Source organism: Litoreibacter sp. JB4-2 (assembly GCF_055693445.1).
This window is the reverse complement of sequence record NZ_CM146334.1, coordinates 885,732-907,608: the sequence shown is the minus strand read 5'-3', so window position 1 is coordinate 907,608 and position 21,877 is coordinate 885,732. Positions and strand designations below refer to the sequence as shown.

The following is a 21,877-nucleotide window of genomic DNA, read 5'->3' as shown; positions in this document are numbered from 1 at the left end:
ATGCTCCCAACAAGGATTGACTTGATGAAAGACGAATACACTCCGCCGAAGGTTTGGACTTGGGAGAGCGGGAATGGTGGCGAATGGGCCAGCCTGAACCGCCCCATTGCGGGTGCGACGCATGACAAAGAGCTTCCAAAAGGGAAGCACCCGTTGCAGCTTTATTCCCTAGCTACGCCCAATGGGGTCAAGGTCACAATTATGCTGGAAGAGCTTCTCGCGCTGGGTTTCAGCGGTGCGGAATACGACGCATGGTTGATCCGCATTGGTGAGGGGCCCCAGTTCGGATCTGGTTTTGTCGAGATCAATCCAAACTCGAAAATCCCGGCAATGCTGGACACGACAACTGGTCTACGGGTTTTTGAAAGCGCCTCGATCCTCGTTTATTTGGCTGAAAAATTTGAAAACGCGTTCTTGCCGACGGATCTGCCGACACGCACCGAGACGATGAATTGGCTGTTCTGGCTACAAGGCTCCGCGCCTTATCTTGGCGGCGGCTTCGGCCATTTCTACGCTTATGCGCCCTACAAGATGCAATACCCGATTGATCGGTTTACGATGGAGACGAAGCGGCAGCTTGACGTGCTCGACCGGCATTTGGCCGAAAACGAATATTTGGCGGGTTCCGAATACACCATTGCCGATATGGCGACGTGGCCCTGGTATGGGCGTACCGTCGCGGGCGAAAGCTATGATGCAGGCGAATTTCTTGATGTCGGGATCTATAAAAACGTCATCCGCTGGTCGGAGCAGGTTGGCGCGCGCCCGGCGGTTATCCGCGGGCGCAAGGTCAACCGAGTAGCCGGGCCGCCCGAAGATCAGCTACATGAACGCCATGACGCCACCGATTTCGACACCAAAACGCAAGATAAGCTGCAATAGAGAAAGGCTGTTTGCGACACGAAGGAGCGCGACATGATGACACCAAAAGCTCCGTTCTTCATGGTTGCGTTTGCAGATGGCACGGAAAGCCTCGCGTTTCGGGAAGTAGGCGCGCTTGAGGCCCAATTTGATGTCGAAAATGTCCTTGAGGGAGGTGAAAACCGCTATGTTCATAGCCTGCCAAAGCATGTGAGGCAGGACATCATCCTTGAACATAGTATTGCAGACGCCGATAATCCTGTGTTCGCATGGTTAAAGTCGATATTGGAAAACGGATTCACCGCGCCGATTGAACCCAAGTTGCTGACTATCTCGCTCTGCGATGAAACGTCAGCCGTTTTGGCCAGCTGGCAGGTTGAACAGGCCTGTCCCATCACTTGGTCACTTGCGGATATTGATGCATCCAAAACGGATGTCTTAATTGAAAAGGTTGTGCTGGCTGGCGCGCGGGTCAACCGAACGTAGTGGTTCGGTATACAGTTGCACACCTCTAACTCTCAGTTTTTTAACGATTTTCTCTTTACAACTCCGGGCAAGAGGCTAGGTTGCGCCTCAAGTTTGGAAAAGGTCCCATGCCGTTAATTGAAGATCACCCGCTCCGTTACGAGCTTGCCAATGAATTGCATGCGCGTCCGTTCCCCTCACTCAAAGCGCCTTGCAGCGCTGCTTTTCTCGCAATTAAACAACCGGTTGACGCCTCTGCGCGGGATCGTGACGCGGATCGCGCGCACTTGCTGGCGTTGCTGGATCGATACGGCGCACCGCATCCAAAGCCAGGTGCCACGCATTGGTTTGGCCAGTTGGGCCGATACCAACTGAAATGGGAAAGCCACACCGAATTTGTCACTTATACGCTTTTTGGTGAAGGTGTGCCCGAACGGGCGTTTGATGGCAGTGTCTTTGCGGCCTTCCCGGATGATTGGCTGAAAGACGCGCCGGGCGTGCGGATGACCTCAGCTTTGGTGCGGGTCGTGCCGCATCCGGGCGAGGAGAAGATATCTAAAGTGCTGAGCGATTGGTTCGTGCCCGAGAGCTTGGCTTGTTCGCGGATGCTGGATGATAGCGTTACGGTCGCGGGTGACTTCCGCATCGACGAAAACGGACACATGCGCTTTGCTGTTTTTGCTGCGAAGGATTGCGGACCGCGGCGTTTGGGACGTGTCGTGCAGCGTGTGTGCGAAATCGAGACCTATAAAACGATGTCCATGTTGGGGCTCAGCCGGGTGCGGGGCATGGGGCGCGATTTGACGTCGATAGACGAGACGCTGACCCATATCATGACCAACATGAACAGCGAGCTGAATGGCCATCCGGTGAAGGAAGCTATGCCACCTGATGCTGCGTTGGACGCGCTGTTGCAGGTCTCGGCGGAACTGGAGGCATTGGCGGCCAAATCATCCTACCGGTTCGCGGCGACGCGGGCCTATGAGGCGATTGTCAGCCAGCGGATCGATGTGCTGCGGGAGACGGACTTCCGGGGGTTGCAAAAATTCGCGGAGTTCATGTCGCGCCGGTTTGAGCCTGCGATGCGGACCGTGATTGCGACCGAGGAACGGATCAAGGCGATGTCGGCGCGGGCGACGCGGGCGAGTGATTTGCTGCGGACCCGGGTTGATGTGGAGCGCTCGGCGCAGAACCAGGCGCTGCTGGAAAGCATGGACAAACGGGCCGATTTGCAGCTGCGGCTGCAAAAGACGGTGGAAGGGCTGTCTGTGGTGGCGATCAGCTATTATGCGGTCAATCTGGTTCTGAATATGACCCAGCCGCTGGGCGAGGCGGCGGGGCTGTCGAAGCTGGTTTTGACGGCGATCCTGACTCCGCTGGTGATCCTTGGGGTCTGGTGGATGGTCCGCCGTATTCGCGATAAAATGGAAAAATAATGCCCTCAGAGGGGCCGCCCCGCATGCGGGGGATCTGGTAACTCTCTGTTTTCAAATAGGTAACGGATTTTCATTTACCGTTTGTTAACCGCTCGACACCCAGTTCACCACCACGCGCTGCTTTTGCCGTCATTGAGGTGATTGGCCACGTTTGCAGGAAGGGGCCAGGCATCGGCGACGATGTTTGACATGTGCAACTCTGGGTCGTGTTTTTGGGCGTGTTCGCAAAGCTGCTTGTGCAACACACATCCATCACCGCCAAGGCGTCCTGCGCATATGCGCCGCGATCCGACCCGGTTCAACGGGGCGCAGTCAGATCATCCCGTGACCAGTCGGTCGCGGCCGCTGCGTTTGGCGTCATAGAGCAGTTCATCAGCGCGCTTCAGCACGGCTGGGCCGTCGAGCGTGTCGTCGGAGGCTTGGGTCAGCCCGATGCTGACGCGGATGCTGATCTTTTTGCCGTCGACAGGGATAATGGTGCCGCGCACGCGGTCCAGCAGGCGGTTGCAGGCGATGGTGGCACCCGCAAGATCGGTTTCGGGGAAGATCACAGCAAATTCTTCGCCGCCCAGTCGGCCGACATGTTCGATGGTACGAAATTCGTTGATCATCATTACCGACAAGAGGCGCAAAACCTTATCGCCCGCGTCATGGCCATAGGTGTCATTGACCGCCTTGAAATGATCGATGTCGATCATCGCAACTGTGAGCGGGTGGCGGAACCGGCGCGCGCGGGCGAATTCGGATTCAAGGCTTTTCAGGAATGGGCGACGGTTTGACAGATCCGTCAGCGGGTCTGTGTTGGCTTCGATCTGGAGCAGCTCATAGGCTTTGGTCAGTTCACGGATGCTGACAATATCGACCAGCTTGCCATTGTCGATGATGGGCATATGGCGGATCGCGTTTGAATTCATCAGACGCAGCACATAGGCGATTTCATCATCGGGGCCGCAGGTGATCACCCGTTGGGTCATCACGGTGCTGACCGGTTGCGCGACGGCCTCCGCGCTATAATTGGCGACCGTGTGGATCAGGTCCCGTTCAGAGACGATGCCCAACATCTTGTCATCGCTGTCCACGATCACCAGCGCCCCAATCCGGAAGGCGATCAGCTTCTGTGCCGTTTCGCGCAAGGTTGCGTCGGGTCCGATGCTTTCGACCTTGGCAGGCTTTTTCTCCGCCAGGAGCTGACGGACTTTCATGAAGGGGTCGCTTTCATCGCGGGGGGCTTTCAAAGGGGCAATTGCCGCCTCTCTAGCCATGACAGATGAATATTCCCTCAACCCTGGGCCACTTCGCCCGAGCTTGCCCCGTCTGCTGGCGACATTTTTTCCCCTTAAAGGAGTGGCTTGCGCCCGATACCTAAAATGCACATTATTTAAGCGCTTGGAAACGCAACATAGGGGGAGAAGTCTCATGGAAACCATTTTGGCACAGGTAATAGGTGGCGCCTTGGGCGGCACGGCGGGTGGTAAGGTCAATGCTGGCGGCAGCATGGGCGCTATCGGCAACCTGATCTCAGGCGGCGTTGGTGGCGTTGCTGGTGGCCAATTGCTGGGCGGCTTGCTTGGCGCTGCTGGCGGCGATGCCGCGGGCGGAATGGATATCGGCGCCATGGCGGGCAACCTTGTGGGCGGCGGTGTCGCCGGCATGGTTGTTCAGATGGTCGTTGGCATGATCATGAAGAAAATGAAGGGCTGATAGCCCTTCGTTATTGCCCACTCACGGCAATGAAAAACCCGGCCCTCAGGAGGCCGGGTTTTTTGTGTTTAGCGCCCGCGAATGCGTGGGTCGAGCGCGTCGCGCAGCCCGTCGCCCATGTAGTTCACCCCCAGCACCACCAGCGAGATCATCAGCCCCGGCCAGATCGCGCGTTCGGGGTATTGTTGCAGGAAGTCGGTGCCGTCGCGCAACAGCCGCCCCCAGGTTGGGAAATCCGGCGGGAAGCCAAGCCCGAGGAAGCTGAGCGAGCTTTCCGTGATGATCGCCGTGGCGATGCCCAGCGTGGCCGACACCATGATTGGCGACAGCACGTTGGGCAGGATGTGGCGGCTCATCATGCGCCCGTTCGGCGTGCCGATCGAGCGCGCGGCGAGCATGAATTCGCGCTCCTTCAGCGACAGCACATCACCGCGCACGATCCGCGCGGTCTGCATCCAGGAGGTGATCCCGATGGCGAAGACCATCAGGATGAAAATGCCGCCCTCCGGGCCAAACCGCGCCGACAAGGTCTCGCGAAACAGCATGATGATGACCAGCAGCAGCGGCAACAGGGGCAGGGCAAGAAACAGGTCCGTCAGCCGCATCAAGATGCCATCGAGCCGTTTGAAATAGCCCGCCAAAACGCCGATGCCGGTACCGAGTACCAGCGCGATTAACATTGCGGTCAGCCCCACGGCCAGCGACACCCGCCCGCCGATCATCACGCGCGCCAACGTATCGCGGCCCAGCTGATCAGTGCCCATCGGGTGGCCCCAGCTGGGCCCCTGATTGCGCGCGCGGATGTCGATGGTGGCGGCATCATAGGGCCACAGGAACGGCCCGATCAGCACCCCAAACAGGATCACGAAGAAGACCACCGCGCCGATCAGCGCGCCCTTGTGGGAGCGGAACTGCGCCCAGACGTCCCACCATTGGCTGCGGGCGGGTTTTTGCAATTCGGGGGTCACGTCAGTCATATCTGATCCTCGGATCCAGCAGCCCGTAAAGCACGTCCGCGATGAGGTTGAAGAGCACGATCAAGATCGCGAAGATGAAGGTCAGGGTTTGCACCGTTGGCACGTCGCCGCCCTGAATGGCGATGATGAGCAGCTGTCCCAGCCCGTTCACCTTGAACACCTGCTCGGTGATGATGGCGCCGCCGAAGATGCCGGGGATGCCCAGCGCGATCACCGTGACCACCGGGATCATCGAGTTGCGCAACACGTGTTTCATGACCACGCCGCGCTCCCGCACGCCCTTGGCCCGCGCAGTGCGCACATAGTCCTGATTGAGGTTGTCGAGCATGGAGGCGCGGGCGAAGCGCGAGATTTGCGCCGTGATCTGCAGCGCCAGCACCATCACCGGCATGATCATCTGGCGAAACTGGTATTTGAAGCTTTCCCAATCCACCACCTCATGCGTGGTGTCGTAGATGGAGGGCAGCCACCAGAAGCTGTCGGTGGGGATCAGCACGGAGAAGATCACGATGACCAGCACGCCCGAGAAGAAGGGCGGCACCGAGAAGCCGACCATGGAGATGAACGTGCCGGCCTGGTCGAAGATCGAATATTGCTTGTAGGCGGAATAGATCCCGATGGGGATGGCGATCAGGATGCCGACCACATAGGCGGTGCCCACAACCCAGAGCGTTTGCGGCATGCGCTGCCAGATGAGGTCCATCACCGGCGAGCGGGTTTGGTAGGAGATCAGGCGTATCTCGCCCGCGGTGCCGAGATCCCAGCCGAACCAGTTCTCCAGCACGATGCGCGGCTCCAACCAGAAGAACTGCTTGAGCCAGAGCAGATATTGCACCGTCAGGGGTTGGTTCACGCCCAGGCTTTCGCGGATTTTCTCGCGCACCTCGGGGGGGATGGTCAGGGGCAGGTTGGCCGTCGGGTCCGAGGGCGACAGCTTCACGATCAGAAAGATCACGAAAGAAATGAACAAAAGCGTCGGCACCGTCAGGATGAGCCGGCGGATGGTATAAGTCAGCATAAGAGCAAACGCCTTAGGTCAGGTCTTTTCAGCATGGGTGGGAACGGATGCAAAAAGGGCGGGCCCAAAGAGCCCGCCCAAATCGTCACATCACTTGGTGGAATACCAGTCTTTGATGTTCCACAGCTCTGAATCCCAGTCCGAGATCAAGACGCCGCCCAATGTGTTGGCATGCGCCGAGACGCCGCCACGGTGGATCAGCGGGATGATCGAGTAGCTGGCCATCAGCATGTCGTTCATCTCTTTCACGATCTCAGCACGGGCGTCGATGCCTGCGGTTTGTGCCAGCTTGTCGACCAAGGCGTCATAGGCCGGGTCACAGAAACGCTGCATGTTGGAGCCCTGCCACTGCGTGTCGGGCGAAGGGATTTCCGAGCAGCGCCAGTTGGCCATGTAGGCCTCTGGGTCAACGCCTGCGAAGTTGTTGGTGTACATCTCAACATCCGCGAAGAACTTCTGGAACGTGTCGGGCGATGCCGGGTCGCCGCCAAAGAAGACCGACGCGTCGATGTTGCGCAGCTCGGTCTCGATGCCGATCTCGCTCCACCACTGCTTGACCAGCGCTTGGGTGTCCTGACGGACGGCGTTGGTAGAGGTCTGGTAAGTGACGCTCAAAGGAACGCCGTCTTTCTCGCGAATGCCGTCACCATTGGTGTCGACGATGCCAGCCTCATCCAGAAGCGCGTTTGCACCTGCAATGTCTTGCACCTTGCAGCCGTCATTGGCTGTGGAGGCATAGACCGCAGGGGCGGGCAGCACGTTACATGTGACCTGACCACCGGCGCCGTAGCCGATTTCAACCAGCAAGGCGCGGTCGATGGCCATCGACATGGCTTGGCCGATTCTGGTGTCGGTCAGGAACGGGTGCGGGTGCTTCAGCGTTGCGCGCTCGTCACCCAGTGCTGGGTCTGGGTTGGATTGGTTGATATGCAAACGTTCCACCGAGGTGCCGAATGCGGTCACAACAGTGCCCACGCCTTTGCTTTCCATATCGGCCAGCACGGTTGGGTCAATTTGCAGGTTCCAGGCGTAGTCATACTCGCCCGTTTCCAGAACGGAGCGTGCCGCAGAGGCCGCGTCGCCGCCACCTTTGAAGTTCACCGTCGCAAAGGCAGGCTTGCCTTCTTCGCGGAAATTCTCATTGGCCGCGAACTGGATCACGTCATTGGCTTTGAATTCGGTCACAACAAACGGGCCGGTACCGATGGGGCCAAAATTGGCGTCCGTACAGGTCGGCGCATTGGCGCCCATGCAATCAGCAAATTGTGCGGCTTGTAGGATCGGGCTCTCGGAGCCGACCAAAGCGGTGTAGGGGAACGGCTTGGGCGCGTTGAACGAGATCTTGATCGTCAGATCGTCCACCGCTTCGATGTTTTCGACGCCGTCAAAATAGCTCGACTGTGCGCAGCCGCCATCCGGGTCGGTGCAGTACTTCCAAGTGAAGACCGCGTCAGCGGCGGTCAAAGGCGTGCCGTCGGACCACATGATGCCTTCTTTCAGGGTCCATGTGATTGACGTTAGGTCAGCAGCAAGACCGCCATTTTCAACGGTCGGAATATCGGCCGCCAGCCATGGCACCAGCTCGCCCGTATCGGTGAACCGGCCCAGCGATTCGAGCACCAGCGAGGCGCTTTCCACTTCCTTCGTGCCGCCCGACAGATACGGGTTCAGCGTCGAGGGCGCTTGCCAATAGATAATGTTGAGTTGCCCGTCGCGCCCGCGTTCGCCCTGATGCGCGTCCGCAAACGCCATCGGGGTTAGCGCTACCGTGGCAACGGCGCTCAATAGCAATGATTTTGTTGTCATGTCAGACTCCCAGTTGATTTCCGCAGGGGCAGTTTGTCTCCCCACGGTTGTGACCGCCACGCCCGGGTTTTCCCCGGTTCAATGAAGATCAGACGCGCCTAATAAAACAGCAGATTGGCGCGGTACTGGAAGATCACACACCAGCTTGGGATTGAATTGCAAGGGCTTTTCAAGCCGGTTGCATTCGTCGCTGGCCACGACCATAGTTTTCTGGTGCATTTGCTTAATGGTTAGGCAGCCCGCGTTTGGGCGGTTTAGACCACCTTAGAAATCTGCTGCAAAGGGGGCTTGAAAATGCTCGATAATCCCGCCGAGACAGGCTCAAGCCCTGTTGCCTCGATCCGCAACCTGCGCGTTGATTTTCAGACCAAAGACGGGCCTGTCACCGGCGTGCATGACATCAGTTTCGACATCGCGCCGGGGCAAACCCTATGTGTTGTGGGCGAAAGCGGCTCGGGCAAATCTGTGAGTTCGCTGTCGCTGATGCGGCTGATCGAATATGGCGGCGGCACCATCGCAAATGGCGCCTTGATGTTTGATAATGGCGACGGGCAGGGGCTGGTGGACCTGGCCCATATGGATCAGAAAGCCATGCGCCATTTGCGCGGCAACAAGATCGGCATGATTTTCCAGGAACCGATGACCGCGCTCAACCCGGTCTTCACTATTGGCGACCAGCTGCGCGAGGTGCTGCAGCTGCACCGCGACATGGATAAGGCGCAGGCGACCGACCGGGTGCTGGAACTGTTGCGCAAGGTGCGCATCCCCGAGCCGGAACGCCGCTTGGACCAATACCCACATGAGCTGTCGGGCGGCATGCGGCAACGCGTGATGATCGCCATGGCCTTGGCCTGCGAACCGCGTTTGCTGATCGCCGACGAGCCGACTACGGCGCTGGACGTGACCATTCAGGCTGAAATTCTGGCGTTGATTGATCAGCTGAAACGCGAAACCGGCGCGGCGGTGCTGTTTATTACCCATGACATGGCTGTGGTGGCGCAAATGGCCGACCGCGTCGTCGTGATGTTTCGCGGCAATAAGGTGGAAGAGGGCTCCGTCACCGAGATTTTTGAGAACCCGCAGGAGGATTACACCAAAGCCCTTCTGGCGGCGGTCCCGAAACTGGGCGAGATGACCGGCAAGTCCGACCCCGAACCGATGCGCCTGATGGGCGCGCCCGCACCTGCGCCCGTGGCATCCAAACCTGCCGCGAAAGACGCGCAGCCCATTTTGGAGGTCAAAAACCTTGTCACCCGCTTCCCGGTCAAGGGTGGGCTGCTGCGGCGGACGGTGGCCAATGTGCATGCGGTGGAAGACGTGTCGTTCAGCGTGGATGCGGGCAAGACCCTGTCCATCGTGGGCGAAAGCGGCTGCGGCAAATCTACCGTGGGCCGGTCGATCTTGCGCCTGACCGAGCCTTTGTCGGGCGAGATCATGCTTGACGGTGTCGATATTCGCGCACTGGCCCCCGAAAAGCTGCGCCGCGCGCGGGCCGACATGCAGATGGTGTTTCAGGACCCGTTCGCCTCGCTCAACCCGCAGATGCGGCTGATGGATCAGGTGGCGGAGCCGATGCGCAATTTTGGCACGCTGAAGGGCCGGGAGATGCAGCAAAAGGTCAAGGACCTGTTTGACCGGGTGCAGCTGCCGCAAAGCTTCCTGAACCGCTACCCGCATGAGATGTCGGGCGGGCAACGGCAGCGGGTGGCGATTGCGCGCGCGCTGGCGCTGGACCCGAAGCTGATCATCGCTGATGAGGCGGTCAGCGCGCTGGACGTGTCGGTGCAGGCGGAGGTGTTGAACCTGTTTTTGGAGCTGCAGGCCGATTTGGGCATCTCCATCGTGTTTATCAGCCATGACATGGCGGTGGTGGAGCGCGTCTCGCACCGGGTGGCGGTGATGTATCTGGGCCGGATTGTCGAGACCGGCACCCGCGCGCAGGTGTTTGAGGACCCGCAGCATGACTACACCAAAGCGCTGATGAGCGCCGTGCCCGTCGCCGACCCGCGCAACAAGACGATTAGCCGCGACCTGAATTTCAAGCCAATCCCGTCGCCGATCTTTGCGCTGGACCATGACCCCAAGCCCAGCATCTATGACGAGGTCGCGCCGGGCCATCTGGTGTTGAAAGGCTCGTACTGATGGACGCACGCGCGATCATGGACCGGCTGGTGGCGTTCCCGACCGTCAGCAAAGACAGCAATCTCGACCTGATCGACTGGGTGGAGGACTATCTGGACGGGTTCGGCGTTAAAGCGACGCGCGTGTATAATGACGAGGGCACCAAGGCCAATCTCTACGCCAATGTCGGCCCGGAGGTAGAGGGCGGCGTGATCTTGTCGGGCCACACCGATGTGGTGCCGGTTGAGGGGCAGGATTGGGACACCGACCCGTTCACGGTGACCGAAAAGGACGGCAAGCTTTACGGGCGCGGCACCTGCGACATGAAAGGGTTTGACGCGCTCGCGCTGTCGGCGGTGCCGCTGGCGCTGGAACGCGGCATCAAACGCCCGATCCAGATCGCGCTGAGCTATGACGAGGAGGTCGGCTGCGTCGGCGCCCCGTTCATGATCGCCGAGATGCGCAAGCACCTGCCGCGCGCGAAGGCCGCCATCATCGGGGAGCCGTCGATGATGAAGACCGTGTCGGGCCATAAGGGCGGCTATGGCTGGCATGTGCATGTAAAAGGGTTCGAGGTGCATTCCTCGCTCATGCATACCGGCGTCTCCGCCATCCTCGAAGGGGCCAAGCTGCTGTCCTGGGTCAACGAGATGAACGCGGAGATCCGCGCCCGCACCCCAAGCCCCATCGCGGCGCAGTTTGAGCCGCCATTCACCACCGTCCATACCGGCATGATCCAGGGCGGCACGGCGCATAATATCACTGCCAAGGATTGCATTTTCACGGTCGATTTCCGGCTTGTCCCAAGCGACGACATCGCGGAATACGAGGCGCGTTTGATGGCAAAAGTGGCCCAAGTGGAGGCTGAGATGAAAGCCATTCACCCCGACGCTGGCATCGAGATCGCCCAGCGATTCCACGTGCCGGGTCTGCGCCCTGAAGACGCTGGTGTGGCTGAGGCGCTGACCCGGCAGATCACCGGCGATAATGGCAGCCATGTCGTCAGCTACGGCACAGAGGCGGGCCAATTTCAGAATGAAGCCTATTCCGCAATTATCTGCGGGCCCGGCGACATCGCGCAGGCGCATCAACCCAACGAGTTTATCTCAGTCGATCAGTTCGTGCAGGGGGAGCGGTTCATCGAAAAGCTGGTGACGCATTTGGCGGATGGGTAACCGGCGCTGATATTCGCAAACCCGATACCTACATGCAGACAATTTCTTTGCGGCACTGAGTTTTGTCGTCGAGACTTCGCCAAAGAGGAGGAGGAGGATCATGTCAAAGATGAGAGCGTTCAATTTCCAGTCGTGGATTGACGAACATCGTCACCTGCTCAAGCCGCCCGTTGGCAACAAAATGGTGTTTGAGGATGCCGACCTGATGGTCACCGTGGTGGGTGGGCCAAACAAACGCACGGATTACCATGACGACCCGGTTGAGGAGTTCTTCTATCAGCTAGAGGGCGACATGCTGCTCAAGCTGTTTGACGGGACCGAGTTTTACGATGTGCCGATCCGTCAGGGTGAGATTTTTCTGTTGCCGCCGCATGTCCGGCACTCGCCGCAGCGCCCGCAGGAAGGGTCTGTCGGGTTGGTGATTGAGCCCAAGCGCCAGCCGGGCCAGCTTGACGCCATCGAATGGTATTGCTTTGAATGCGGGACCAAAGTGCATCGCGCCGAGATGCAGCTGACCTCCATCGTCACGGACCTGCCACCGGTCTACGAGGCGTTCTACGCATCCACCGAGGCGCGCACCTGTCCAAGCTGCAACACCGTTCATCCGGGCAAGGAGCCGCCGGAGGGCTGGGTCCAACTGTAATTCGAGACCAATACCAATAGGGGAAATCATGAAACATCTGTCCACACTCATCGCCTCGGCGGCCGTCTTTGCGGCCTCTTCCATTGGGGCCTATGCGAACGACTTCCGGCTGGGGCTGATCACCCCGCCGCCGCATATCTGGACCAAAGCCGCCGAAGCCTTCGGGGCCGATCTGGCGGAGGCCTCAGGCGGCGCGCATAGCGTATCGGTCTTCCCGGCGCGCCAGCTGGGCAATGAGGCCGAGATGCTGCAGCAATTGCAGACCGGCGCATTGGACATGGCATTTCTGACCGTGGCCGAAGTGTCGAACCGCGCGCCGGATTTTGGTGCCTTCTACGCGCCGTTCCTGGCCAATGACATTGGGCACGCGGCCCGGATTATCCAATCGGATTACGCGCGGGATATGCTTGATCAGCTTCCGGGCACCGTGGGCGTTGTGGGCCTTGGCTACGGCATGGCGGGCCTGCGCCAGATCGTGGCGCGCGGCGATGTCAGCTCGGCGGCGGATCTGGAGGGCAAGAAGCTGCGGATCACGCCGTTTGAGCCGATCCTTGATTTTTATTCCGCCATAGGTGCCGCCCCCACGCCGATGCCCTTGCCCGCCGTCTACGAGGCGCTGGCCAATGGCCAGGTCGACGCCATCGACATGGACGCGGAGCTGATCTGGGTTCTGAAATACTATGAACATGCCGACACGATCATCGAATCCAACCATATGATGTTCCCGATGGTGGGCTTGGTTTCGGCCAAGGTCTGGGCCGGCCTGTCTGAGGCGGATCGCGCCACCATTTCAGAGCTGATGAACAAGCATCTGGCCGGCGTCGTGACGTCTTACGTTGAAAAAGACCCGGTCTGGCTGGAGCAGATCAACGGGACCGGCAAGACCTATGTCAAAGTCGACCAAAGCTTCTTTGGCGGTGTCGAGGATGACTGGAACGCCAAATGGTCCGAAAAATCGGCCGCGCTTGAGGGCCTTCGCGCGGTTGCCGCTGACACGGCGCAATAACTGCATACGTCCCGCATCCGGGCCTGCCTTGCGGTGCAGGGGCTTGGATGCGGGGCTTATGTGATTTCCGGCTTTGCCCGGCCCAGCCGATGTGATCCTTTGCGCGCATGACCCGTTCGTTTCTGACCAAACTTTCCGCCGGGCTGGCCCGGATCGAGCTGTGGGGCTCGGCCTTCATGGCGGTGGCGATCACCGCGTTGATCCTGCTCAACATTGTCACGCGCTATTTTGGGGCGGCGATCTTCTGGGTCGATGAGCTGGCCATCTACGCCATGGTCTGGATGACCTTTCTGGGGGCTTCCGCCGCGTTGCATCACCGCAGCTCTGTTGCCATCACGCTGGTCCGCGACAACGTCTCTGAGCCCGCGCGCCGGGCGCTGGCCAAGCTGGTTGATCTGGTGATTTTCGGCTTTGCGATCTGCATGCTGTGGTTCTGCTGGCGCTGGTTTTTGCCTCTGGAGATCGCCAAGGCCGGATTTGACATCCGCGCCTTTCAGGGCAGCACATTCAACTTTGTCTATGCGGAGCCCACGGTGACGCTGGGCCTGCCGAAATACCTGTTCTGGCTGGTGATGTGGCTGTTTGCCATCGGGGCTACCATCCATTCGGCGATGCATTTGTTTTCCACCGCCCCGGTGCCGCCGCACACCCCGCCCGAGGCGCAGTCATGAGCGCGGGCGTCTTCCTGATCGCGCTGTTCATCTCGGTGCCGGTGGCCATCGTGCTGGGCGTCACCGCGATCTGGTACATTTGGGAAAGCGGCAACACCGTGTTGTTTGACAGCTTCGCGCAGAAAATGTTTGCGGGGCTGGAAAATTACGGGCTGCTGGCGGTGCCGCTGTTCATGCTGACGGGCGAGCTGATGAATGAGGGCGGTATGACCCGGCGGTTAGTGGCACTGGCGCGAATTTTCGTGGGCGGGTTTCGCGGCGGGCTGGCCTATATCAACCTGCTGGCCAACATGTTCATGGCCGCGATCATCGGCTCGGCCACGGCGCAAATCGCGGTCATGTCGCGCGCCATGGTTCCCGCGATGGAGGAGGAGGGCTACGACAAAGGGTTCGCCGCCGCCACCACCGCTGCGGGCGGGTTGCTGGCCCCGGTGATCCCGCCGTCGATGCTGTTCGTCATCTTCGGGGTGCTGGCGCAGGTCCCGATTGGCGACATGTTCATCGCGGGCATTATCCCGGGGCTGTTGCTGTCGCTGGCCTTTGCCTTTGTCATCACCGTGATCGGCTGGACCCAAAACCTGCCCCGGGGCACGTGGCTGTCGCGCGGCGAGGCGGTTCAGGCGCTGATCGGCGCGCTGCCCGCGATGCTGGTGCCGGTGGCGATCATCGGCGGCATTCTGTTTGGCATCGCCACGCCCACGGAGAGCGCGGCGCTCGCCTCCCTCATCGCGTTTTTGGTGGGTTGGCTGGTTTACGGCGACCTCGACCCGCGCCATTTAGGGCAGATGTTTTTACGCACCGCCGCAAATGCGTCGATGATCTTGTTCATGATCGCGGCGGCCAGCGTCTTTGGGTGGGTGATCATCTATGAGGAGCTGCCGCAGAAGCTGGCGGGGTTGATCACCTCGATCACCTCCGACCCGTTTATGTTCTTGCTGATCGTCAATTTGGCGCTGCTGGTCGTCGGCATGGTGATTGACGGGATCGCGGCGATCATCCTGATCACCCCGATCCTGTTGCCGATTGCGACCGGGTCCTACGACATCAGCCCGTTTCAGTTCGGGGTCGTGGCCTGTCTGAACCTTGTCCTTGGGTTGCTGACGCCGCCGGTGGGCATCGGGTTATACATCGCGTCGTCGATGAGCGGCGCCACGCCCGGTGCGATCCTAAAATCGCTTTGGCCGTTCTTGATTGCGGTCGCTTTGGTGCTGGTGCTGCTCAGCTATTTTCCGGTGCTGTCGACCTATTTGATCTAAGGCGCTTAGCGCGCCCAGAGCCGGGTCGTTGGGTGAAATTGCGACCACGCGAACCAGAAAGCCTGATGGCTGCCCAGATCGCGGCCCTTGGCGTCAACCGCCTTGATCCCGCCCGCGTCCTGCATCAATCGCACGTTTTCAACGGTGATCTGCTCGCCCCGCAAAAGCGCGGCCAATGCGGTGGAGCGTTGAAACGCCACTGGCGTGCCCGAGGCGGTGATCACGCCTATCACGTCTTCATGGACGGGCAGGCGCGGGTCGACATCGCCCACGGGGAAGATCGGGCCGTCCTTGTCGCGCCCATTGCGGAAATCAGGATCGCGGCCCAGTGCGTAGCGTTCCAGCAGCACGGTTGTGTCGGGATGCGCGGCCTGCCAGCTGGCCCAATCGGTCGTGACCACGTTGGCCTGTTGCAGTTGCACGCCCTTCTTGGCCAGCGGGCCGGTCACGGCCTTGCCCAGAAACGTGTCGAATACTGAGAAAGTGTTGACGTCATACATGACCTTGTTGGACCGGATCAGCAGACCCGAAGTGCGCAGCACCGGGCGTTTCACACCAGCGGGCAAGGCGTCAGTGAAATAGGCCTGCGCGGCGCCGCAAAGCGTGCAATAGGGGATGCCCAGATCGCGCCCGCCCAGCGTGTCATTGACCATCTCGCGCACTTCCATGATTTGGCGGGGGTAGGCGCGGGCCTCCCCGTTGATGACGATGCCAAAGACGATGTCATCTTCATTCAGCCATGTGGCCTCGGCCGCGGTGCTGACCTCTGGGTTGTCGGCGGCGGGGATGCAATTGCACAGCACGTCCGTTTCGTCATAGGCGCGGTCGTCGATCAAAACGCCGCCCCAAGAGACCAAGCGCCAGTCAATGTCGCCCTCGGTGAAAATTCGGTCCCAGCCGGGCACGATGGAGGTGAAAATTGCGCGTTTGGCTTTGAGGTATTCGGGCGGGGCTGGGATGTCCCACGCGATCAGGTGGTCGGTCAGGTTACCCCAAATGTCACGCCGGGGCAGTTTCTTACCCAGCAACTGTGACGCCGCGCCAGTCAGCTCGCCCTGCAAGCGGTCGGAGGAAATGAACCGCAGCATATCGCTGATCAACCAAGCCAATCGTGGGTCGCCGGATTTGACGATTTCGGTCAAGGCCTGCTGCTGGTTCTGGTCCCATGTCTTCAGCGTCACGCTGTCGATGAAGGCCACGCGCACGGCAAATTGCAGCGCGGGGGACAGATCGCCCGTCGGGATTGCCGGTGGGGTGCCGAATTGTTCGGTGACATAGCTTGGCAGGTTTTGCGCTGTGCCCATCTGCGCCAAAGGCAGGGACAGGAAAAGGGCTACAAAAAAAGCGCGAAACGGCATGGGGCGGGCTCCTTCGAAAGATCTGCGGCGGCCAAAGAAAGCCGCCGCCAAATCTAACGCACAGAGCGCGCTCACATCCCAATCACTATTTTATCAGGCACGTATGTCAGGCTCGCCTGCGTCAGGCGTGCAAAGTCCCCTTCGGGTCACTCATGTTTGGAGAAAACCACGTATTTATGGGCGATCTCTTCGAGCTTGTGCATTTCTTCGGCCATATGGCTGAACAGAAAGGCCAGAGCATCGGGTTCGGATGTGCCGTTCACAACCGCATTCAGCACCGGCTTTGTTTCTGCCCAATCCGCTTTTACCACGCGCAGCCCATCGGCAATTTCGGGGGTGGGCGCGGCAATCAGGCCAATTGCGGGCATGCCGTCGATCAACGCGTTGAGCGAGGCCTCATAGACTGCGATGGATTTTTTCAGCTCGTCCCGGACAGTGTCGGTATCGCGGCCGCTGAGAAGTTTGCAGGCGTTTTTCGCGATCTTTTGGGTCATCAAGGCCTGACGCCCGGCGATTTCCATCAACATGACGTCTGAAAGCATCAATTCAGCGGGGTTGGCATATTGCCCGGCAAGTTCCGTGGTCAAATCCTCAGTCAGCGCAAATAGCGGCATGTTCGTGTCTTTGATTGCCGTGAGCGCCTTGGTGTCGCTCTGGTCCGTCATCAGCGCGTCTACGGCGCCGTCCATCTCGGCCCAGACGGTTTCGATCGCGTCCAGCTTGGCGATCGTCTTGCGGCGTTCCTCAGCACCGATGATGCCTAGATCTGCGTCGCCGTCGCGCAGCGCCGCGAGCCGCAGGCCGAAGCCTTCGCGCGCCTCAACCATGAGCGCTTCGCTCAGCTCGGTTTCAATGCCGTTATGGTAAAAGCATGCCGCAGCCGCGATTTCCTGAGAGTAGGTGCGCAGCAAATCCCCCGATTCAATGCGTTCGGCGGCGCCGGTGTCTTCGACAAAGTTAACGTCGACAATTTCGTCGGGCAGGGCGGTTGCGTGGATGTGGGATGTCAAAGCTGCGGTGACAGCGAGTGTCTTGATCAATAGGTGGGCCATGGCAAAAAGTCCTCTCTCTTTATGAGAGGGGGTTTCTTAAATAAATGTGGCTCAATTTAGTCAAATTTAATTAAAACGTGTGTTTTGCGATGATATTTCTTATTTTTTGAGGGGGAATGGCGCAGAATAACAACGGAGCGCCTTTTTATGTGCGCTTTTTGGGCGGTAATGCTTAACTTAGGCGCGCGCTCGGCCGAAACGACGAAATGGAATATGACGTGGAAGACCTCACAGACAGCCTGCTTGCACCCGACCGCATATATGAACATGTCGGTCGCCAATTGCGCGCGCATCGCATTGGACGGGGGATGACACAGGTACAGGTCGCGCGGCTGATCGATATCAGCCCGCAGCAATACCAAAAATACGAAGACGCACATAGCAAATGCAGTCTGACCTATTTGGCCAAGCTGGCCGTCCATTACGGTGTGACCGTGAGCGACTTTCTTCCCGATGAAGATGTCGCGCCTTCCGTCGTGGATGAGGCCGGTCTGCTTGCACGCCTGGTGTCAGCCTATTCGCAGCTGGACAGCGTGACGCAGAAACAACGGCTGGTGCAACTGGTCGAAGTGATGAAGGACGAACAGCGGTCGTGAGCGAAGATATCTCCCTTCAATCTGTGCTTGCGGGCACCCTTACATCGCAGGAGCGCGACGCGGCGTTACGCGCGTCGACGGTTGTATGCGCCGCCGCGCCGGGCACGCCAGTGATTTTCGTCTCGGACGCGTTTGAAGCCCATACCGGCTACACACCCAGCCAAGCAATCGGGCGCAACCTGTCATTTCTGCAAGGCCCCAAGACCGAACCCGAAGCTGTGGCCGCGTTTCGACGGCTGATTGCGGAAGCCGAAGCCGGGGTTGTCCGGATCACGAATTACCGCGCGGATGGGTCCCTTTTTCAGCATGAATGCGACTTCCGTCCTGTTGTAGGGGATGATGATCGGGTCACTCATTTTGTGGCGATCCAGAAGCTTGTGACCTGACCGCCGCTGCGACAGCGACAAACTGTCACGAAGAAAAGACCTTTGCCGACTAAGGCTTGTCTACCCAGTGTTTTGGCGTGACGATGCGCTGACCCCGCCCAGAAAGGATACCTGCCATGCCCGTTAAGAATCGTTTCGCCGAATTGCTGCCCGAGATCACCGCTTGGCGCAGGGACATGCATGAACATCCTGAGATTCTGTTTGAAACGCACCGGACCTCAGCGCTGGTGGCCGAAAAGCTGCGTGCCTTTGGGTGCGACGAGGTTGTTGAAGGGATCGGGCGCACGGGCGTCGTTGGGGTGATCAAGGGAAAGTCCAATACATCCAACAAAACCATAGGCTTGCGCGCCGACATGGATGCATTGCCGATCTTTGAGGCAACAGGGCTCGACTATGCGTCCAAAACGCCGGGGGCGATGCATGCTTGCGGGCATGACGGGCACACGGCGATGCTGCTGGGGGCTGCCAAATACCTGTCCGAGACGCGCAATTTTGACGGCACCGTGGTGGTGATTTTTCAGCCTGCCGAAGAGGGCGGCGGCGGCGGTAAGGAGATGTGCGATGACGGGATGATGGACCGCTGGTCCATTGATGAAGTCTACGGCATGCACAATTGGCCCGGCCGTCCTGTTGGCAGTTTCGCGATCCGCCCCGGCGCGTTTTTTGCGGCCACCGACACGTTTGAGATCACCGTCAAAGGGCGCGGCGGGCATGCGGCCAAGCCGCAGGAAACCATCGACACGACTGTCATTGCGTCCCACATGGTGCTGGCTTTGCAATCGCTGGTGTCGCGCAACGCCGACCCGGTGCAACAAATGGTTGTTTCCGTGACCTCGTTTGAGACCGAAAGCAAGGCGTTCAATGTTATCCCCGAGACGGTCACGCTGAAAGGCACCGTGCGCACGCTTTCCACCGAGATGCGCGATCTGGCCGCCAAGCGCCTGCCCGAGATCTGCGAGGGCACGGCCGCGACCTTTGGCGGCACAGCGGATGTCAATTACATGAAGGGTTACCCCGTTATGTCCAACCATGACGCCCAAACCGCCTTCGCAGCCGAGGTCGCGGCATCTGTGTCGGGCGCATGCGATGACGCGCCGCTGGTGATGGGGGAGGATTTCGCCTTCATGCTGGAAGAACGTCCCGGTGCCTATATTTTGGTCGGAAATGGCGACACAGCCCCGGTCCATCACCCTGAATACAACTTCAATGACGATATTATTCCGGCAGGATGCTCTTGGTGGTCAGAAATTGTCGAGCAGCGGTTGCCAGCCCAAAATTGACCGACTAACTTAAAAATATCAGTGTTTTATTAGGAAGATTTAACATGAAAATTATCGTTTCGGCTGCGGCCGCATTGATGCTTATGGCCGGCGCAGCAGATGCTAAAAACAAGATTACCCGTACCATCGCTGTTGATGGCGATTTCAACGATGTCAGCATGCGCTGGACGGGCGCGACGCCAGGTGGCTATGACGCATTGTCCAAGCTGATTGTGGTAAATGGCGTCTATGAAATGTGCGGCGTCGGCGTGTCGACGAACATCCAGCTTAACAGTGCGATCCGCAGCGGATTACGGGGGGCAAGCTGCTGTTTGACGGCAAAACCGTGGTGAAGGATTTCACGTTTTTCGCAAAAGCGCGGTCCGCGCGAACCTTGCGCCAGACCAAAGCAAATTGTGTGTCGACTGGCTATCCCGCGTCAAAGCCAATCGGGAACGTTGATTTTCAATACGGCAACGCGACGTTTAGAAACTAGCGTTTCATCCCCCGGTATGGCTCATGTGGCGGGTCATTTGACCGCCAAGCTCCTGCCGGGAATAATCAAAATCGTGGCCCTTGGGTTTCAGCCCGATGGCCGCGTGAATTGCTTCTTCCAGTGGGGCATTGCCCTCTGATGCACGCAAGGGCGCGCGTAGGTCGCTTTTTCCTTCTTGACCCAGACAGGTGTAAATTTCACCCGTGCAGGTGACGCGCACCCGGTTACAGCTTTCGCAGAAATTATGAGTAAGCGGCGTGATCAGCCCGATTTTTTGGCCGGTTTCTTCAAGTCGCATGTAGCGCGCGGGGCCGCCGGTACGCTCCGACAGGTCGGTGAGGGTGAATTGCTCTGCCAGTTTGGCGCGTAGATCATCGAGTGACCAATATTGGCCAATGCGGTTTTCATTGCCGATATCGCCCATTGGCATGACCTCGATAAAGGTCAGATCCATTCCCAGATCGGCGCACCAGGCGGCGAGGGTGAAGAGCTCATCCTCGTTGAAGTCTTTCAAGGCGACCACGTTGATTTTGACCTTCAAGCCCGCTTTCAGCGCCGCATCGACGCCGCGCAGCACTTGCGGCAGGCGGCCCCAACGGGTGATTTCGGCAAATTTCGTCTCATCAAGCGTGTCGAGGGAGATGTTCACGCGCCGCACGCCAGCAGCAAAAAGGTCATCCGCGAAGCGCTCCAGCTGTGAGCCGTTGGTTGTGAGCGTCAGCTCTTTGAGCGCGCCGGTGTCCAGATGGCGCGACATCGCGTCAAAGAAGGTCATGATACCGCGCCGTACCAAAGGCTCACCGCCGGTTATTCTAAGTTTTTCAACGCCTAAGCCGATGAAGCTGGTACAAAGCCGATCCAGTTCCTCAAGGCTCAGCAGGTCCTTTTTGGGCAGAAAGGTCATGTTCTCGGACATGCAATAGACACAGCGAAAATCACAGCGATCCGTCACCGATAGGCGCAGATAGGTGATGGCACGTTGAAACGGGTCGATGAGCGTTTTGGTCATGGAGGGAGCCTATGCCCGGCACGGCACGATCACAAGCCACAGTTGGATGGTTGAAGCCAATGTGAAGCGGGCCTAGGGTTGGGCTATGATCAATATACCCCGCTTTTTTGCCGCCGCCGTCCTTATGCTTACACTGTCAGCCTGTGCGAATGTCAAACCACCCTCCGACGTGGTCGAAGCGCCTGTTGTGGCCCCCGTTGTCACGCCAACTGACGCGGACAGCGCTACGGAGGCAGAGGCGGACGACACGGCCGATGCGTCAGCGCAGACGCAGCCAAGCTCTGGCCTGTTGGGCGAGACGGTGGCGAGCCTGGGCGATCCAACGCAGCCCGGATTCTGGCTGAAAACTCCGCTGGTCAAGGCCGAGACGCCGGGCCGGGTGGAGCGCGAAGGCGGGGCGGTTGCGCAGGTGATCTTGATCCCATTGGACGGCGCGTCCGGCGCGGGCAGCGAGATTTCATTGTCGGCGATGCGGGCCCTAGATTTTGCACTGACAGATCTGGCGCCGCTGAAGGTCTATGCGCAATAGGCGAGGCTGTTTGAGTCCTTGTTTGCGCCACGCTGCGCGTGTCGCTACGGCGAGGG

Annotated in this window: 22 protein-coding genes; 15 read left to right on the top strand and 7 right to left on the bottom strand. The window is 59.2% G+C overall.

From position 1 onward, the window contains the following. The first annotated feature begins 24 nt into the window (after positions 1-24). The 3 genes from yghU to ACZ1G7_RS04500 all read left to right on the top strand — a co-directional run bounded on the left by yghU (position 25) and on the right by ACZ1G7_RS04500 (position 2,762). Positions 25-882: a glutathione-dependent disulfide-bond oxidoreductase gene (gene yghU, locus ACZ1G7_RS04510; RefSeq protein WP_472662650.1), complete on the top strand. Its 858-nt coding sequence runs from the start codon at positions 25-27 to the stop codon at positions 880-882. A gap of 33 nt (positions 883-915) precedes the next feature. After that, entirely contained in the window at positions 916-1,347 is a 432-nt protein-coding gene (locus ACZ1G7_RS04505) for a phage tail protein (protein WP_472662649.1), read from the top strand. Positions 1,348-1,454: 107 nt separating this feature from the next. Next, a complete protein-coding gene (locus ACZ1G7_RS04500) occupies positions 1,455-2,762 on the top strand; it encodes a DUF3422 family protein (RefSeq protein WP_472662648.1) in 1,308 nt (435 codons plus the stop codon). A 317-nt stretch (positions 2,763-3,079) separates the two neighbouring features. Here the strand turns inward: ACZ1G7_RS04500 and ACZ1G7_RS04495 are convergent, their stop codons facing one another. Then, positions 3,080-3,964 carry a GGDEF domain-containing protein gene (locus tag ACZ1G7_RS04495; RefSeq protein WP_472662647.1) on the bottom strand — a complete coding sequence of 295 codons (885 nt, stop codon included), beginning with the start codon at positions 3,962-3,964 and terminating at the stop codon, positions 3,080-3,082. A 214-nt stretch (positions 3,965-4,178) separates the two neighbouring features. On the opposite strand from ACZ1G7_RS04495, the gene ACZ1G7_RS04490 reads away from it, so the two are divergent. Beyond that, positions 4,179-4,463, top strand: coding sequence for a hypothetical protein (locus ACZ1G7_RS04490; RefSeq protein ID WP_472662646.1), 285 nt, complete (start codon positions 4,179-4,181; stop codon positions 4,461-4,463). Between the two features lie 68 nt (positions 4,464-4,531). Here the strand turns inward: ACZ1G7_RS04490 and ACZ1G7_RS04485 are convergent, their stop codons facing one another. The 3 genes from ACZ1G7_RS04485 to ACZ1G7_RS04475 form a co-directional block, all read right to left on the bottom strand. After that, positions 4,532-5,440, bottom strand: coding sequence for an ABC transporter permease (locus tag ACZ1G7_RS04485; RefSeq protein ID WP_472662645.1), 909 nt, complete (start codon positions 5,438-5,440; stop codon positions 4,532-4,534). Then, positions 5,433-6,458: an ABC transporter permease gene (locus tag ACZ1G7_RS04480; RefSeq protein WP_472662644.1), complete on the bottom strand. Its 1,026-nt coding sequence runs from the start codon at positions 6,456-6,458 to the stop codon at positions 5,433-5,435. The genes ACZ1G7_RS04485 and ACZ1G7_RS04480 overlap by 8 nt, the downstream gene beginning before the upstream one ends. A 90-nt stretch (positions 6,459-6,548) precedes the next feature. Further along, positions 6,549-8,264 carry a peptide ABC transporter substrate-binding protein gene (locus tag ACZ1G7_RS04475; RefSeq protein WP_472662643.1) on the bottom strand — a complete coding sequence of 572 codons (1,716 nt, stop codon included), beginning with the start codon at positions 8,262-8,264 and terminating at the stop codon, positions 6,549-6,551. Positions 8,265-8,558: 294 nt separating this feature from the next. Here ACZ1G7_RS04475 and ACZ1G7_RS04470 point away from each other — a divergent pair, with 294 nt between their 5' ends. The 6 genes from ACZ1G7_RS04470 (at position 8,559) to ACZ1G7_RS04445 (ending at position 15,136) form a co-directional block, all read left to right on the top strand. Next, positions 8,559-10,406 carry an ABC transporter ATP-binding protein gene (locus ACZ1G7_RS04470; protein WP_472662642.1) on the top strand — a complete coding sequence of 616 codons (1,848 nt, stop codon included), beginning with the start codon at positions 8,559-8,561 and terminating at the stop codon, positions 10,404-10,406. Then, positions 10,406-11,560, top strand: coding sequence for an acetylornithine deacetylase (gene argE / locus ACZ1G7_RS04465; RefSeq protein WP_472662641.1), 1,155 nt, complete (start codon positions 10,406-10,408; stop codon positions 11,558-11,560). Before ACZ1G7_RS04470 ends, argE begins: the two co-directional genes overlap by 1 nt. 100 nt (positions 11,561-11,660) lie before the next feature. After that, a complete protein-coding gene (locus ACZ1G7_RS04460; protein ID WP_472662640.1) occupies positions 11,661-12,203 on the top strand; it encodes a 3-hydroxyanthranilate 3,4-dioxygenase in 543 nt (180 codons plus the stop codon). A gap of 28 nt (positions 12,204-12,231) precedes the next feature. Then, complete coding sequence (locus tag ACZ1G7_RS04455; protein WP_472662639.1) at positions 12,232-13,209, top strand: TRAP transporter substrate-binding protein; 978 nt, start codon at positions 12,232-12,234, stop codon at positions 13,207-13,209. Positions 13,210-13,316: 107 nt separating this feature from the next. Beyond that, positions 13,317-13,880, top strand: a complete 564-nt coding sequence (locus ACZ1G7_RS04450; protein ID WP_472662638.1) for a TRAP transporter small permease — start codon at positions 13,317-13,319, stop codon at positions 13,878-13,880. Continuing rightward, positions 13,877-15,136, top strand: coding sequence for a TRAP transporter large permease (locus tag ACZ1G7_RS04445; RefSeq protein ID WP_472662637.1), 1,260 nt, complete (start codon positions 13,877-13,879; stop codon positions 15,134-15,136). Before ACZ1G7_RS04450 ends, ACZ1G7_RS04445 begins: the two co-directional genes overlap by 4 nt. Before the next feature lie 5 nt (positions 15,137-15,141). On the opposite strand, the gene ACZ1G7_RS04440 is transcribed toward ACZ1G7_RS04445, so the two are convergent. After that, positions 15,142-16,494: a DUF3179 domain-containing (seleno)protein gene (locus ACZ1G7_RS04440; RefSeq protein WP_472662636.1), complete on the bottom strand. Its 1,353-nt coding sequence runs from the start codon at positions 16,492-16,494 to the stop codon at positions 15,142-15,144. Between the two features lie 146 nt (positions 16,495-16,640). Further along, entirely contained in the window at positions 16,641-17,546 is a 906-nt protein-coding gene (locus tag ACZ1G7_RS04435) for a type IV pili methyl-accepting chemotaxis transducer N-terminal domain-containing protein (protein ID WP_472662635.1), read from the bottom strand. Positions 17,547-17,764: 218 nt separating this feature from the next. Between ACZ1G7_RS04435 and ACZ1G7_RS04430 the strand changes: the two genes are divergently transcribed. The 4 genes from ACZ1G7_RS04430 (at position 17,765) to ACZ1G7_RS04415 (ending at position 20,140) form a co-directional block, all read left to right on the top strand. Continuing rightward, positions 17,765-18,142, top strand: coding sequence for a helix-turn-helix domain-containing protein (locus ACZ1G7_RS04430; protein WP_472662634.1), 378 nt, complete (start codon positions 17,765-17,767; stop codon positions 18,140-18,142). Further along, positions 18,139-18,528 (top strand): PAS domain-containing protein, encoded by a 390-nt coding sequence (locus ACZ1G7_RS04425; RefSeq protein WP_472662633.1) that lies wholly within the window; start codon positions 18,139-18,141, stop codon positions 18,526-18,528. The genes ACZ1G7_RS04430 and ACZ1G7_RS04425 overlap by 4 nt, the downstream gene beginning before the upstream one ends. A 116-nt stretch (positions 18,529-18,644) precedes the next feature. Beyond that, entirely contained in the window at positions 18,645-19,808 is a 1,164-nt protein-coding gene (locus ACZ1G7_RS04420) for a M20 aminoacylase family protein (protein ID WP_472662632.1), read from the top strand. A 44-nt stretch (positions 19,809-19,852) separates the two neighbouring features. After that, positions 19,853-20,140, top strand: coding sequence for a hypothetical protein (locus tag ACZ1G7_RS04415; protein ID WP_472662631.1), 288 nt, complete (start codon positions 19,853-19,855; stop codon positions 20,138-20,140). Positions 20,141-20,287: 147 nt separating this feature from the next. Here the strand turns inward: ACZ1G7_RS04415 and moaA are convergent, their stop codons facing one another. Beyond that, a complete protein-coding gene (moaA, locus tag ACZ1G7_RS04410; RefSeq protein WP_472662630.1) occupies positions 20,288-21,292 on the bottom strand; it encodes a GTP 3',8-cyclase MoaA in 1,005 nt (334 codons plus the stop codon). An 85-nt stretch (positions 21,293-21,377) separates the two neighbouring features. Between moaA and ACZ1G7_RS04405 the strand changes: the two genes are divergently transcribed. Next, positions 21,378-21,821 (top strand): hypothetical protein, encoded by a 444-nt coding sequence (locus tag ACZ1G7_RS04405; protein WP_472662629.1) that lies wholly within the window; start codon positions 21,378-21,380, stop codon positions 21,819-21,821. Positions 21,822-21,877: the final 56 nt, after the last annotated feature.

Coding starts and splice junctions, on each gene's coding strand:
- ACZ1G7_RS04490 (WP_472662646.1), top strand. CDS start 4,179: ATGGAAACCATTTTGGCACAGGTAATAGGTGGCGCCTTGGGCGGCACG.
- ACZ1G7_RS04475 (WP_472662643.1), bottom strand. CDS start 8,264: ATGACAACAAAATCATTGCTATTGAGCGCCGTTGCCACGGTAGCGCTA.
- ACZ1G7_RS04450 (WP_472662638.1), top strand. CDS start 13,317: ATGACCCGTTCGTTTCTGACCAAACTTTCCGCCGGGCTGGCCCGGATC.
- ACZ1G7_RS04480 (WP_472662644.1), bottom strand. CDS start 6,458: ATGCTGACTTATACCATCCGCCGGCTCATCCTGACGGTGCCGACGCTT.
- argE (WP_472662641.1), top strand. CDS start 10,406: ATGGACGCACGCGCGATCATGGACCGGCTGGTGGCGTTCCCGACCGTC.
- ACZ1G7_RS04420 (WP_472662632.1), top strand. CDS start 18,645: ATGCCCGTTAAGAATCGTTTCGCCGAATTGCTGCCCGAGATCACCGCT.
- moaA (WP_472662630.1), bottom strand. CDS start 21,292: ATGACCAAAACGCTCATCGACCCGTTTCAACGTGCCATCACCTATCTG.
- ACZ1G7_RS04460 (WP_472662640.1), top strand. CDS start 11,661: ATGTCAAAGATGAGAGCGTTCAATTTCCAGTCGTGGATTGACGAACAT.
- ACZ1G7_RS04435 (WP_472662635.1), bottom strand. CDS start 17,546: ATGGCCCACCTATTGATCAAGACACTCGCTGTCACCGCAGCTTTGACA.
- ACZ1G7_RS04455 (WP_472662639.1), top strand. CDS start 12,232: ATGAAACATCTGTCCACACTCATCGCCTCGGCGGCCGTCTTTGCGGCC.
- ACZ1G7_RS04485 (WP_472662645.1), bottom strand. CDS start 5,440: ATGACTGACGTGACCCCCGAATTGCAAAAACCCGCCCGCAGCCAATGG.
- ACZ1G7_RS04405 (WP_472662629.1), top strand. CDS start 21,378: ATGATCAATATACCCCGCTTTTTTGCCGCCGCCGTCCTTATGCTTACA.
- yghU (WP_472662650.1), top strand. CDS start 25: ATGAAAGACGAATACACTCCGCCGAAGGTTTGGACTTGGGAGAGCGGG.
- ACZ1G7_RS04440 (WP_472662636.1), bottom strand. CDS start 16,494: ATGCCGTTTCGCGCTTTTTTTGTAGCCCTTTTCCTGTCCCTGCCTTTG.
- ACZ1G7_RS04445 (WP_472662637.1), top strand. CDS start 13,877: ATGAGCGCGGGCGTCTTCCTGATCGCGCTGTTCATCTCGGTGCCGGTG.
- ACZ1G7_RS04415 (WP_472662631.1), top strand. CDS start 19,853: ATGAAAATTATCGTTTCGGCTGCGGCCGCATTGATGCTTATGGCCGGC.
- ACZ1G7_RS04500 (WP_472662648.1), top strand. CDS start 1,455: ATGCCGTTAATTGAAGATCACCCGCTCCGTTACGAGCTTGCCAATGAA.
- ACZ1G7_RS04470 (WP_472662642.1), top strand. CDS start 8,559: ATGCTCGATAATCCCGCCGAGACAGGCTCAAGCCCTGTTGCCTCGATC.
- ACZ1G7_RS04495 (WP_472662647.1), bottom strand. CDS start 3,964: ATGAAAGTCCGTCAGCTCCTGGCGGAGAAAAAGCCTGCCAAGGTCGAA.
- ACZ1G7_RS04505 (WP_472662649.1), top strand. CDS start 916: ATGATGACACCAAAAGCTCCGTTCTTCATGGTTGCGTTTGCAGATGGC.